The 13,294-nt window shown below is 60.7% G+C and carries 12 protein-coding genes; 8 read left to right on the forward strand and 4 right to left on the reverse strand.

The annotated features are described in order from the left end of the window. Window positions 1-103: 103 nt before the first annotated feature. Window positions 104-1,051 (forward strand): GNAT family N-acetyltransferase, encoded by a 948-nt coding sequence (locus BJF91_RS07590; protein ID WP_075613903.1) that lies wholly within the window; start codon window positions 104-106, stop codon window positions 1,049-1,051. Between the two features lie 283 nt (window positions 1,052-1,334). Beyond that, window positions 1,335-1,829, forward strand: coding sequence for a hypothetical protein (locus BJF91_RS07595; protein WP_139310626.1), 495 nt, complete (start codon window positions 1,335-1,337; stop codon window positions 1,827-1,829). Window positions 1,830-1,890: 61 nt separating this feature from the next. Here the strand turns inward: BJF91_RS07595 and BJF91_RS07600 are convergent, their stop codons facing one another. Continuing rightward, complete coding sequence (locus BJF91_RS07600; protein WP_075613905.1) at window positions 1,891-2,904, reverse strand: 1-aminocyclopropane-1-carboxylate deaminase; 1,014 nt, start codon at window positions 2,902-2,904, stop codon at window positions 1,891-1,893. A 159-nt stretch (window positions 2,905-3,063) separates the two neighbouring features. Between BJF91_RS07600 and BJF91_RS07605 the strand changes: the two genes are divergently transcribed. Continuing rightward, entirely contained in the window at window positions 3,064-3,528 is a 465-nt protein-coding gene (locus BJF91_RS07605) for an Lrp/AsnC family transcriptional regulator (protein ID WP_075613906.1), read from the forward strand. Window positions 3,529-3,542: 14 nt separating this feature from the next. Here BJF91_RS07605 and BJF91_RS07610 read toward each other — a convergent pair whose 3' ends face one another. Next, on the reverse strand, window positions 3,543-4,208 hold the full coding sequence (locus BJF91_RS07610) for a GntR family transcriptional regulator (protein ID WP_075613907.1): 666 nt from the start codon (window positions 4,206-4,208) through the stop codon (window positions 3,543-3,545). A gap of 252 nt (window positions 4,209-4,460) precedes the next feature. Between BJF91_RS07610 and BJF91_RS07615 the strand changes: the two genes are divergently transcribed. Genes BJF91_RS07615 through BJF91_RS07635 form a run of 5 tightly spaced genes read left to right on the forward strand, consistent with a single transcriptional unit; the run spans window position 4,461 to window position 10,673 of the window. Continuing rightward, on the forward strand, window positions 4,461-5,714 hold the full coding sequence (locus BJF91_RS07615; RefSeq protein WP_075613908.1) for an NRAMP family divalent metal transporter: 1,254 nt from the start codon (window positions 4,461-4,463) through the stop codon (window positions 5,712-5,714). 28 nt (window positions 5,715-5,742) lie between these two features. After that, window positions 5,743-6,510: a LamB/YcsF family protein gene (locus tag BJF91_RS07620; RefSeq protein WP_075613909.1), complete on the forward strand. Its 768-nt coding sequence runs from the start codon at window positions 5,743-5,745 to the stop codon at window positions 6,508-6,510. Between the two features lie 9 nt (window positions 6,511-6,519). Further along, window positions 6,520-7,326 carry a putative hydro-lyase gene (locus BJF91_RS07625; RefSeq protein WP_075613910.1) on the forward strand — a complete coding sequence of 269 codons (807 nt, stop codon included), beginning with the start codon at window positions 6,520-6,522 and terminating at the stop codon, window positions 7,324-7,326. Between the two features lie 7 nt (window positions 7,327-7,333). After that, window positions 7,334-8,926 (forward strand): 5-oxoprolinase subunit B/C family protein, encoded by a 1,593-nt coding sequence (locus BJF91_RS07630; RefSeq protein WP_075613911.1) that lies wholly within the window; start codon window positions 7,334-7,336, stop codon window positions 8,924-8,926. 13 nt (window positions 8,927-8,939) lie between these two features. Further along, the gene (locus BJF91_RS07635) at window positions 8,940-10,673 is read left to right on the forward strand and encodes an acetyl/propionyl/methylcrotonyl-CoA carboxylase subunit alpha (protein WP_075613912.1); all 1,734 of its coding nucleotides are present in this window, start codon (window positions 8,940-8,942) and stop codon (window positions 10,671-10,673) included. Between the two features lie 71 nt (window positions 10,674-10,744). On the opposite strand, the gene BJF91_RS07640 is transcribed toward BJF91_RS07635, so the two are convergent. Together BJF91_RS07640 and nspC are read right to left on the reverse strand one after the other, a co-directional pair. Continuing rightward, window positions 10,745-11,986, reverse strand: coding sequence for a saccharopine dehydrogenase family protein (locus BJF91_RS07640; protein ID WP_075614513.1), 1,242 nt, complete (start codon window positions 11,984-11,986; stop codon window positions 10,745-10,747). Between the two features lie 38 nt (window positions 11,987-12,024). Next, on the reverse strand, window positions 12,025-13,122 hold the full coding sequence (nspC, locus tag BJF91_RS07645) for a carboxynorspermidine decarboxylase (RefSeq protein ID WP_075613913.1): 1,098 nt from the start codon (window positions 13,120-13,122) through the stop codon (window positions 12,025-12,027). Window positions 13,123-13,294: the final 172 nt, after the last annotated feature.

Raw genomic sequence — 13,294 nt, forward strand, 5'->3', positions numbered from 1 at the left:
CCTGCTGGATTCCTCGCCATTTCGGTGGAATCTGTGGCGCAGAGCCGGTTTAGATGGCGGAACCCCCTCTCTATGGGAGAGGTTCTGCTGTGAGGAAGATGAAGTGACGGTCAAAACGTCGATCCAGATCGAATCCTTCGAATTGACGCTGTGCGACATCCATGATGTCGCGCCTGAGCATCTGCACGGATTGTCGGTCGCCGTCGGCTGGCCGCACCGTATCGAGGATTGGACCTTTCTGCTGACGGAGGGCAAGGGCATTGCCGCCACCGATCCAATCGGCCGGGTAATGGGTTCGGCCATGTGGTTTCCGATGGGCGAGGATTTCGCAACGGTCGGCATGGTCATCACCTCGCCGCGCCTGCAAACGCTTGGCACTGGCCGTTGGCTGATGGATCACGCCCTGCGTGCGCTGCCGCAGCAGCGCCTGGGGCTGAATTCGACCCGTGCCGCCAAACGCCTCTACCAGAGCACCGGCTTTGCCGTGGAAGCACCTGTCCATCAGTGCCAGGGCGAAGCCAAGCTTCGGCCACATCCAAACAAACCGCCAGGCGGCGGCGTCCTTCGCGACCTCACCGCCGAGGATCTGCGTGAGATCGTCGCCCTCGATGCCGCAGCCTTCCGGGCCAATCGTAGCGACTGGCTGCAACGGCTGCTTGAGGTGTCACAAGGCTTCGTGTTGGAGCGCCAGGGCCAGATTGTCGCCTATGCGCTTGCGCGCCGTTTTGGCCGGGGTCACGTCATCGGCCCGGTCGTCGCGAGCACGGACGAAGACGCCATTGCCGTGACGCGACCTCATGTCGCATGCCATCAGGGCCAGTTCCTGCGGCTCGACACCCGGCATGGCTCTGGGCCATTTGCCGAATTTTTGCAGCAATCTGGCCTTGCCTTGTTCGATACAGTCACCACCATGTCGCTGCGCGCCCCCTGGCCCGTGGGGGTTTCGGCCGCTCTCAGCGACACAAGCGAAGGTTCGCAGATCGCCGGCTCCGAGCGCGCCTCCAACCTGCCGCCGATCACATATGGACTGGCGAGCCAAGCACTGGGTTGACTATGACACCCGGACAGTCGTAAAGCGGCGCTCCCTGACTGGTTCGTTGACCGGTTCGCAGGTTCCGGTCGCAGACTTCGCGGCCGAGGCCGCAACCAGTGCAACACATTTTTAACATTCATGACTTACAGCGCATCGCTTCGGCGATGACCTCTGCGTTGCGTTGTAACATCTTTAAATTGCTACATAAATTCTTGTGTGGCCGCTTGCGGTCGGCACGATTATGCGGTAGCAGCGCCACCCCGGCATCTCACCGCCGGGACATCAATGAGTTGCGAGTACCATGCCAAGATTGACCCCATCCGCTCCGATCTTTCATCGGAAAATAGAAACCTTTTGCGAAGTGCGGCTCGCGCCTGCTCTCGCCAAGGCCGACTACCAGAACCTGCGCAGCTACATGCTCGGGCTGATCGTGCGCCAGGCGACACCGCCGCTGCATGGCGGCCGCCCGAACTGGAAGGAAATCGGCGCTACCTGTCTGTTGAGCGAAGATGGCCTTGCCATTGCGCGCCGCGAAGGCCGCCACGCATTCGAAGCGATCATGCGCTGGGTGACCATGGCGCAGAAGCAGAAGACCAAGGCTGCTCCGGCAGCAGCACCGGCTGAAAAGCCTGCCGCCAAGACGACAGCCTCGGCGGCAAAGCCGATGATCCGCCCGGTTGGCATGCGCACGGTATCTGCCAACAGCAATCGCCGCCCGGTCGAGCGCATGCCCGTTGCCGCCACCGCGGCCAACCGCGCCTCTGTTGCTCCGAAAAAGATCGGCGCCCGCGGCTAAGCTGCCTGCATTGCCTTAGACATGATAGCCGGCCCAGACAGGGCCGGCTTTTTTTGTATTATCAGCCGTTGCGGAACGCGTAGCCGTAGCCATTGAGCGCCGGTGCGCCGCCAAGATGGGCGTAGAGCACTTTCGATCCCTCCGGGAAAAAGCCTTTCTTCACCAGGTCAATCATGCCCTGCATGGATTTGCCCTCATAGACAGGGTCAGTGATCATACCTTCCAGCCGCGCCACCAAACGAATGGCCTCCTTGGTTTCTTCCGACGGCACGCCATAGACCGGATAGGCGTAATCCTCGATCAGCACCACATCGTCGGCGGTAATCTCGCGGCCAAGCTCCACCAGATCGGCAGTGCGCTTGGCAATCTCCAGCACCTGCGCCCTGGTCTGTTCAGGCGTGAAAGAGGCATCGATACCGATTACCTTGTCGGCGCGGCCATCCTTGGCAAAGCCCACCGTCATGCCGGCATGAGTCGAGCCCGTGACGGTACAGACGACGATATAGTCGAACTTGAAGCCAAGCTCCTCCTCCTGTTTGCGCACCTCCTCGGCAAAGCCAACATAGCCAAGGCCCCCGTGTGGGTGCACCGAGGCGCCGGCGGGGATAGCATAGGGCTTGCCTCCCTTGGTCTTCACATCCGCAATGGCATCTTCCCAGCTCTTGCGAATGCCAATGTCAAAGCCATCGTCGACCATTTGCACATCCGCACCCATGATTCGTGACAGCATGATATTGCCGACCCGGTCATAGACGGCATCCTCATGCGGCACCCAGGCTTCCTGCACCAACCGGCATTTGAAGCCGATCTTCGCGGCAACGGCGGCGATCATCCGCGTGTGGTTTGACTGTACGCCGCCGATGGACACCAGCGTATCGGCACCAGAGGCAATCGCATCCGGAATGATATATTCCAGCTTGCGCAGCTTGTTGCCACCATAGGCGAGACCGGAATTGCAGTCGTCGCGCTTGGCGTAGATCTCCACCTTGCCGCCGAGATGGTCGGTCAGGCGCTGGAGCTTTTCAATATGGGTGGGGCCGAAGGTAAGCGGATAGCGTTCAAATTTTTCAAGCATGGCCGTTCCTGCAAAAGGGATGAAAACAGCAGGAGGCTAAGCCGAAATGGCCTGGAACGTCCTTTCAAAGATTACCTAAAGTTTTTGCCTTTACTTGCGACAGTGCGCGATATTTGATGGAGTAGCTCATACTAATGCCGGAAAACGGAAGGATCTTTCATGGCCGATTCTCTTGACCGCATTGACCTGAAAATCCTGCGCCTGCTGCAGAAGGATGGCCGGTTGACCAATGCCGAACTGGCCGACAGCGTCGCTATCAGCCCGGCCACCTGCCATCGGCGCCTGCAGCGGCTGTTTCGCGATGGCTATTTCTCGGGTGTTCGGGCGCTGGTGGACCCATCGAAAGTCGATCTCGGCGCGCTTGTCATGGTGGGCGTAGTGCTTGATCGTTCGACACCCGACAGCTTTGCGGATTTCGAGGCCGCTGCCGCCAAGCTCAGTTGCGTGCTGGATTGCCACCTCGTGGCCGGCGATTTCGATTATTTCCTGAAAATTAGGGTCGGCGACATGGCGGATTTCAACCGTATCCATGGCAGCCAGTTGATTGCACTGCCCGGTGTGCGCCAGACCCGCACCTTTTTCGTGATGAAGGAAGTCGTGGACAACAGACCTTTGGACTTCTGACGATCCGGCTTGTTTTACTTCGATTTGTCCGCAGTGCGCGCAAAGGCGGCGAGCACCATGCGTTCCGACCGTTGCAGATAGGCGTCCAGCGCCGCGCCTGCTTCCACCGCCTTGCCTGCCATCACCAGCGCCAGAATATCGCTGTTGAGCGGCACGAAGGGCGCATGCAGCAGTTGCGGATCGTCGAGAAGTCCGAAACTGAGGCGCAATTCTGCGGCAATGCGGGCGTAAAAGTCATTCAAGCGACTGCTATCGGCGAGATCGACGATGGCGCCGTGAAAGCGCATATTGGCACTGCCAACGCCCTGCCAATCTTTGGCGTCGAGACAAACCTGCGCCTGCTCCACCGCCGCCTGCATACGCTTGACGGCGGGGTGATGCGGATAGGCCTGCTCCAGAGCCCGGCACTCCACCAGCCTGCGCACGCGGTAGATATCGATGATCGAGGCCATGCTGGGGGTAGCGACAAAGACGCCGCGATTGGCCTCGTGATGGAGAAGGCCATCTTTGGTCAGCAGCCGAAATGCCTCGCGCAGCGAATTGCGGGAGACATCAAGCTGGGCGCTGAGCGCGGCTTCAGACAGACGCTGGCCCGGCTTTAGCTCGCCTGCAATCAGCCTGTCACGGATCTGGCCGGCCAGCCGTTCGGCAAGGGAAAGCGTTTCGGTCTCGTCTGTCATGGCCACGTCCTGTTGTTGGCCGGACTATTACCGATGCCCCCATTCCCGGCAAGCTAGCCACCTGCTAGCGGAGATCTTTGCACAAGCAATGCGCAATCACTGATCAAGCCTTACGCATTGCGCCGCACAATTGAACAATATTGCAGAGCAATATCGAATTATTGTTCAACAATATTGACGGGAATGTAAAACATGGCAAAGTGATGGCCACACATCCGCGAGGGGCGGATGATAAGAACAAGGAGAACGGCCATGGAGCAGAATGCGTCCGCAGCAAGCGCGCCCAAACCAGCCGAGACGATCAAGAGCCGTCGCAATTCGCTGATGGCGGCAATTTTCCTGATGGCGACATCCGCCATCGGCCCAGGCTTCATCACACAAACTGCCACCTTCACCGCCTCACTCGGCGCCGCTTTTGCTTTCGGCATTCTCGCCTCTGTGGTGATTGATTTCGTCGTTCAGCTCAACATCTGGCGGATCGTGACGCTCACCCGCCGGCGCGCTTCCGACATTGCCAATGCAGCCATTCCCGGTTCCGGCTATGTGCTGGCGGTGCTCGTCATTGTTGGCGGACTGTTCTTCAACATCGGCAATATCGGCGGCAGCGGTCTTGGCCTTAATGCCATGCTCGGTCTCGATCCGAAGATCGGCGGTGGCCTTAGCGCGCTCATCGCCATCGGCATCTTCCTTTCGCGTCGGGCGGGGCTGCTGGTCGACCGCTTTATCATTATCGCAGGCGTGATGATGATCCTGCTGACGCTCTTCGTCGCCATCGTCTCCGGACCACCTGTTGGCCTCGCTCTTTACGAGACCTTCATGCCCTCGACGATCAACTTCGCCGCCATCGTCACCATCGTCGGCGGCACCGTCGGTGGCTACATCACCTATTCCGGCGCACACCGCCTGCTGGACAAGGGTTTGGTTGGCCGTGAAAATCTCGCAGCCGTCAATCGCGCCGCCCTGACAGGCATTGCCGTCACCGGCGTGATGCGCTTCGTGCTCTTCCTGGCCATTCTTGGCGTCGTGGCCAGCGGTCTCGTCATCGATACATCTGGAAAAGGCGCCAACCCGGCAGCCCAGGCTTTCCAGGCCGCAGCCGGCAATGTCGGCCTGCGCATCTTCGGGGTCATTCTCTGGGCAGCGGCGATTACCAGCGTCATCGGTGCGGCCTATACATCCGTGTCGTTCCTCACCGTCTTCAAGCAGGACATGAGCGAGCGCGCTCGCAATGTTGCAACCGTCATTTTCATTGCCGTCTCGCTGGCGTTCTACGTGGTCATCACCACGCCACCCGCGCAGATGCTGGTGTTCGTCGGAGGTCTGAACGGACTTATCCTGCCTATCGGCTTCTCGCTGTTCATCTATGCCGCCTGGAAACGTCAGGACCTGATGGAAGGCTATAAATATCCGAGATGGCTGCTGGTGCTCGGCGCCCTGACGGCGGCCTTGACCTGGTATATGGGCTACAAGGCCATCGGCCCCATCTTCGCCCTGCTCGGCCTTTGATACAGCCCTGACACACAAGGAGGAAACCATGCCCGCCATCGATCTCAACAGCGACCTTGGAGAAAGCTACGGCGCCTGGCGCATGGGCGATGACGCCGCCATGCTGGCCGTCGTCTCCAGTGCCAACATCGCCTGCGGCTTCCACGCCGGCGACCCATCAGGCATCTACAAGACGGTGAAGGCCGCCGCAGATAGAGGCGTGGTCATTGGCGCGCATGTTTCCTATCCCGATCGCGTCGGCTTCGGCCGGCGCGACATGGATGTGACCAGCGAAGAACTGATCGCAGACGTGATATACCAGATCGGCGCGCTGAAGGGCCTCGCCGCTGCCGCAGGCACCAGCGTGCCCTATGTGAAGCCGCATGGCGCGCTTTATAACCGCATCGCCAACGACCCCAGGCAGGGCCAGGCGGTGATCGACGCCATCAAGGCTATCGACCCCGCACTTGTCCTGATGGGCCTTGCCAATGCGCCGATCCTCGATCTTGCCGCCAAGGCGGGCCTTAAAGTCGTCGCCGAAGCCTTTGCCGACCGGGCCTATACGCCTAAGGGCGAACTCGTCTCCCGGCGTGAGGCCGGGGCCATGCTGCATGATGCCCAAGAGATTGCCGACCGCATGGTGCAGCTTGCCCGATCAGGCACGTTGCAGGCCATCGATGGCAGCGTGATCAACATCGAAGCACAGTCCATCTGCGTCCATGGCGACAGCCCGGGAGCAGTCACCATTGCCGAGACCATCCGCGAACGGTTCGAGGCTGAAGGCATCGACGTTTCCTCTTTCACTAAAGCCGGCTGAGGTCAGACAATGATTTCGAAAGATTATCTCGCGCATGTCGATGCGACCTCCGCCCGCCAAGCTCGCGCCCGCTATCGCGCCGGCGCCGTTGAGCCGACATCAGGGATCGCGCGCGGCTTTACCCAGGCCAACATGATCGTGCTGCCGCGCGATTGGGCCTTCGACTTCCTGCTCTACGCCCAGCGCAACCCCAAGGCCTGCCCGGTTCTCGACGTTTCCGATCCCGGTTCCCGCCGCACAGAGCTTGCTCCCGACGCCGATCTCGCCACCGACCTGCCGCTTTACCGCATCTGGCGCGACGGTAAGCTTGCCGAGGAAACGGCGGATGCCAGTGCCGCCTGGGGCGAGTATCCCGATCTCGTCAGCTTCCTGATCGGCTGCAGCTTCACCTTCGAGACGCCGATGCTGGATGCGGGCATCGAGATCCGCCACATCACCGACAAGACCAATGTGCCGATGTATCTTACCAACCGCGCCTGCCGCCCGGCGGGTCGGCTGACCGGCAATATGGTGGTGTCCATGCGGCCCATTCCCGCCAGCCGGGTGGCAGATGCCGCAACGATTTCCGGCCGGTTTCCTGCCGTTCACGGCGCGCCGGTGCATGTCGGCGCGCCCGAAGAGATCGGCATCGTGGATCTTTCCAAGCCTGACTTTGGCGATGCCGTTCGTATCGAGCCCGGCGAAGTCCCTGTTTTCTGGGCCTGCGGCGTTACCCCTCAGGCTGCCGTGATGGCTTCGAAAGTGCCGTTCGCCATCACCCATGCGCCAGGTCACATGTTCATCACCGATATTCCCGATTCCGCCTATCACGCCTGAGGTTCCCATGCGCTTCCTTCCCGTCAGCCTGACGACGATCCTTGTGGAACTGGCCGATCTCGATGAGACGCTGGCGCTGTTTGCCTCGCTTCAGGCAGACCCGGTCCCCGGCATCGAGGAGATGGTGCCTGCCGCCCGCACCCTGATGATCCGGTTTCGCCCGGAGACAGTCAGCGCCGAGGCGCTGGCGGGAGCGATTGCCGGCCGCGACCTCTCGGCCAAGATCCCGCCATCAGACAAACTCGTCGAGATACCCGTCAGCTACGATGGCGAAGATCTGGGCGATGTGGCCGAACTGACCGGGATGTCCGTGGAAGAGGTGATCCGCCGCCACACCGACAGCACCTTTACCGTCGCCTTCTGCGGCTTTGCCCCGGGCTTCGGCTATCTCGTCGGTGGTGATCCGAAGCTACATGTGCCGCGCCGCAAGAGCCCGCGCACCCGTATTCCCGCAGGCTCTGTCGCGCTGGCGGGTGCCTTTAGCGGCGTCTATCCGCAAAACAGTCCCGGCGGCTGGCAGCTGATCGGCTCCACGCCACTGAAGATGTGGGACATCAGCCGCGATCCCGGCGCGCTGTTCCAGCCCGGCTACCGCGTGCGCTTTGTCGACATGGCCAAGGTGAAGACTGTGATCCCGGTGGCGGCGCCAAAGGTCGCGCCTGAGCCGATCCCTGCCGATGCGCCGCAGATCAAAATTCTCGCCGCGCCGATGCCGGCCGTCTTCCAGGATCTCGGTCGGTTCGGCCAGACCGGCCAAGGCGTTTCGGCCTCCGGCGCGCTCGATCGCGGCAGCTTCAATGCGGCCAATCGTATCGTCGGCAATCCGTTCAACACACCCGCGCTGGAACTGACCCTTGGCGGCTTTTCCTTTGAGGTCAATTGCCGCACCGTCATCGGTCTTGCGGGTGCGCCCTGCCCGATCACCATTCGTGATACCTTCGGCAAGGTCATCGAAGCCCAGCCATACCAGCCCGTATCGCTGGAGGCAGGAGATGTGGTGACCCTGGGCCACCCTTCGCGTGGCATGCGCTCGTATCTTGCTGTACGCGGCGGTTTCGACGTGAAGCCGGTGCTTGGCAGCGCAGCCACCGATACGCTTGCCGTTGTCGGGCCAGAGCCGGTGACAGCGGGGACAGTGCTGGCGCTGCGTAAATCGAGCGACGGACTTTCCGCCGTTTCCATCGATGAAACACCTGCCTTCGACTTCCCCGCCTCTGGTGAAGATGTTGTGCTTGATGTGGTGCTCGGGCCTCGGACCGATTGGTTCACGAAAAAGGGTCTCGAGACCCTCACCGCGCAAAGCTTTCAAGTCACCCCGCAATCGAGCCGTGTCGGCATTCGGCTCGCTGGCGAGACCGCCATCGAGCGCAAGGACAGCGCGGAATTGCCGAGTGAAGGCACCGCGACCGGCGCCATTCAGGTGCCGCATAGCGGTCAGCCGGTACTGTTCCTGGCCGACCATCCGCTCACTGGTGGCTATCCCGTGATTGGCGCTGTGGCCGAACATCATCTCGACCTCGCAGGTCAAATCCCCATTCACGCGATGATCCGCTTCCGGCCGATCCGGCCGTTTGCCGATATTGCACCAGAACAAAAATAACGAGGAGACCCCCATGAAGAAAGTGCTGATCGCCAATCGCGGCGAAATCGCGCTGCGCGTCATCCGCGCCTGCCGTGATTATGGGCTGCAATCGGTGGCCGTTTACGCCGATCCAGATGCCGAAGCGCTGTTCGTCAAGCATGCGGATGAAGCCTATGGTCTTTCCGGCAGCCGCGCGGCAGAAACCTATCTTGATATCGACAAGCTGATCGCCATTGCCAAGCGCTCCGGTGCTGATGCGGTGCATCCCGGCTATGGCTTTCTGTCGGAGCGGGCCGAGTTTGCCAAGGCGGTTCTCGACGCCGGGCTGATCTGGATCGGCCCGAGGCCCGAGGTGATCGAAGCGCTGGGCGACAAGGTGAAGGCCCGCGACATTGCCAAAAGCGTCGGCGCACCGCTTGTCGCCGGCAGCGACGGCCCTGTTTCGTCGGCCGCCGAAGTGATCGCCTTTGCTGAGAGCCATGGCCTGCCCGTGGCCATCAAGGCCGCCCATGGCGGCGGCGGGCGCGGGTTGAAAGTGGCCTGGAAGTTGGAAGAGGCGGGCGAATTGTTCGAATCCGCCGTGCGCGAAGCCACCGCTGCTTTTGGCCGGGGCGAGTGTTTCCTGGAGCGGTTTCTCGACCGCCCCCGCCATATCGAGGCGCAGATCCTCGCCGATAGCCACGGCAATGTCGTGGTCATGGGCACACGCGACTGCTCGCTGCAGCGGCGTAACCAGAAACTGGTGGAAGAGGCCCCCGCCCCCTTTATCAGCGAGAAGCAGCGGCAGGACATTCACGACGCCGCCAAGGCCATCTGCGCGGCGGCCGGCTATACCGGCGCCGGGACGGTAGAATTCCTGCTGGGCGTCGATGGCACCATCTCCTTCCTCGAGGTCAATACGCGGTTGCAGGTGGAGCACCCGGTGACCGAGGAAACCACCGGCGTCGACCTGGTGATCGAACAGTTTCGCATCGCCGAGGGCCTGCCGCTCAGCATCACCGAGACGCCGGTTCCGCGCGGCCACTCGATTGAATTCCGCATCAATGCCGAAGATCCGGGCCGCGGCTTTCTGCCGACGCCGGGCGCGATCTCTATCTTCGATCCGCCCTCAGGCCCTGGCATCCGGCTCGATAGCGGAGTCGTCAGTGGCTCCACCATCCCCGGCCTCTATGACAGCCTCATCGCAAAGCTGATCGTCACAGGCGCCACCCGCGATCAGGCCCTGCGGCGCGCGCGCCGGGCACTGAAGGAATTCACCATTGAGGGCGTCGCGACCGTCCTGCCCTTCCACCGCGCCGTGCTGGAAGAGAAGGATTTCTCCGGTGAAAACGGCTTCAAGGTGCATACCCGCTGGATCGAGACGGATTTTGCCGGGAAGCTTGACGCCATGGCTCGGCCGGAGCCGATTACGGACCCGGGAATGATCCGCACCCACGTAGAGATCGACGGCAAGCGCCATGCGCTGGCGCTACCAGCCGCCTTGCTGGCGGGCTTCAGTGGCCTGACGGGTCATCCTGCTGCAGCAAACAGTACAGCAGCGGCAGCGACCGACCTCGGCGCCGTGGCGGCGCCTGTCTCTGGCACTGTGCAGTCCTTCAAGGTCGGTGAAGGCGCCATTGTCGCCAAGGGCGATCTGCTGGCCGTCATGGAGGCGATGAAGATGGAAACGCAGGTTACGGCACCCGTTGCCGGCACGGTCTCGCTCGTCGCCGCCGAAGGTGACTATCTGGCGGCCGGAAGCGTGCTGCTACGCATCGCGCCTTAAACATCCATCAAATGCAAAAGGCCCGGGGTTATCCAGGCCTTTTCATATCGCTAGTCGGATTGGTTCATCGATCAGGCGAAGTCGAGAGCGCGGTCGCCGTCTTCATCCTTGATGCGCGTCGGCAGGCCGATATGGTTGAGAATGTTGAGGAAAGGCCGCGGCGGCAGTTCCTCGACATTGGCCATCTTCTTCACGTCCCACTCGCCCGTTGCAACCAGCATGGCAGCCGCGACCGGCGGCACGCCGGCGGTGTAGGAAATGCCCTGGGAGCCAACTTCGTTATAGGCTTCCTTGTGGTCGGCGACATTGTAGATGAAGACGGTCTTTTCCTTGCCGTCCTTCAGTCCCTTGACGAAGTCGCCGATGCAAGTCTTGCCCTCATAGTTGGGAGCAAGCGACGCAGGGTCAGGCAGGCAGGCCTTGACGACCTTCAGCGGCACGACTTCGGAACCGTCCGCCAGCTTGACCGGCTGCTCCGAGAGCAGGCCGATGCTCTTCAGTACGGTGAAGACGTTGATATAGTGATCGCCGAAGCCCATCCAGAAGCGCACGTCGGCGCCATCCATGTTCTTGGCCAGCGAATGCACTTCGTCGTGGCCGCAGAGATAGGCGCGGCGGGTACCGACGACGGGCAGATCGTAATCCTTGCCGATCTCGAACATCTTGTTGACCTGCCATTCGCCCTTCTGCCAGGAATAGACGACGCCGGTGAACTCGCGGAAATTGATTTCCGGATCGAAATTGGTGGCAAAATACTTGCCATGGCTGCCAGCATTGATGTCGACGATATCGACATCCGTCACCTTGTCCAGATACTCGTCCTTGGCGAGCCGGGCATAGGCATTGACCACGCCCGGATCGAAGCCGGCGCCGAGAATGGCGGTGATGCCCTTCTCTTCGCACAGTGCGGCGCGCTTCCACTCGTAATTGCCGTACCACGGCGGGGTTTCACAGATCTTGTTCGGCTCTTCATGGATCGCGGTGTCAATATAAGCGACGCCGGTTTCGATGCAGGCCTGCAGCACCGACATGTTGAGAAAGGCGGTGCCGACATTGATAACGATCTGACAGCCGGTCTTTTCGATCAGCGCCTTGGTGGCGGGAATATCCAGCGCGTTTAGCGCATGGCCTTCCAGCACGCCGGCCTGTTTCATTGCTTTCTTTTCATGCACGGAAGCGATGATGGCGTCGCATTTGCCCTTGGTGCGCGAGGCGATATGAATATCGCCCAGCACGTCGTTGTTCTGGGCGCATTTATGCGCAACGACTTGGGCGACGCCGCCGGCGCCGATGATGAGCACGTTCTTCTTCATGATGCGGACCAACTCCTTATGTCCAATCGTCAGAAGCCTCAGGAGAGGCTTTGTTCAAAGTCCGCATAGGAAAACTCGCGGACAGTCCTGATGCTGCCATCCAATTCACGGATGGCGATGGACGGCATTTTCACGCCGTTAAACCAGTTCTTCTTGACCATCGTATAGCCCGCGGCATCCTGGATGGAAATCCGGTCGCCGACTTTGAGGGCATGAGGGAAACGGAATTCGCCGAACACGTCGCCGGCCAGGCAAGACTTGCCGCAGATCATGTAGCTGTGATCGCCCTCATTCGGCTCCAGCTTGGCGGTTTCGCGGTAGATCAGCAGGTCGAGCATATGCGCTTCGATTGAGCTATCGACGATAGCGAGGTTCTTGCCGTTATAGAGCGTGTCGAGCACGGACACTTCCAGCGTCGTCGATTTGGTAATCGACGCTTCGCCGGGCTCCAGATAGACCTGCACGCCATACTGTCCGGCAAAACGCTTCAGCCGTTCCGCAAACTGCGCCAGCGGATAATCCTCGCCGGTGAAGTGGATGCCGCCGCCGAGGCTGACCCACTCGGCGCGATGCAGCAGTGAGCCGAATTTTGCCTCGATATCCGAAAGCATGCTGTCGAACAGGCCGAAATCGCGGTTCTCGCAATTGTTATGGATCATGAAGCCGCTGACGCGATCCATGACCTTTTCCACCTTTGAGACATCCCACTCGCCAAGCCGCGAATATGGCCGGGCAGGATCTGCAAGATCGAAGCTGGACGAGCTGACCTGCGGGTTGAGCCGCAGACCGCGTACGATGCCCGATGCCTTGTCGCCATAGCGTTCCAGCTGACCGATGGAATTGAAGATGATCTTATCGGCATGGGAGACGACTTCGTCGATCTCGTTGTCACCATAAGCCACACTATAGGCGTGGGTTTCCTTGCCGAATTTCTCCCGCCCGAGCCTGACCTCGTAGAGCGAGGACGAGGTGGTGCCGTCCATGTAATCGCGCATCAGGTCGAAGACCGACCAAGTGGCAAAGCATTTGAGCGCCAGCAAGGCCTTGGCCCCTGATGTCTCGCGCAACATGGCAATCTTCTCCATATTGGAGAGAAGCTTGCTCTTGTCGATGAGATAGAACGGAGTTTGCAGCACGGATGCCTCGCCTTTCCATGGTTTTAGAAGGGGTCGTTTAAGAAATCTGGCCCTAGAAGGCAAGCCGCCCCAGTCTTTTCCCGAAAAAATGCTTCAGGCATATGACAAAGGTGACAACGGCCCCGGACAGCATGAGCTGCAAGGTCATCGAATGCGCATCCGCGTGGAAAAT

It is taken from the genome of Gillisella taibaishanensis (genome assembly GCF_001938985.1).
Lineage (GTDB): Bacteria > Pseudomonadota > Alphaproteobacteria > Rhizobiales > Rhizobiaceae > Allorhizobium > Allorhizobium taibaishanense.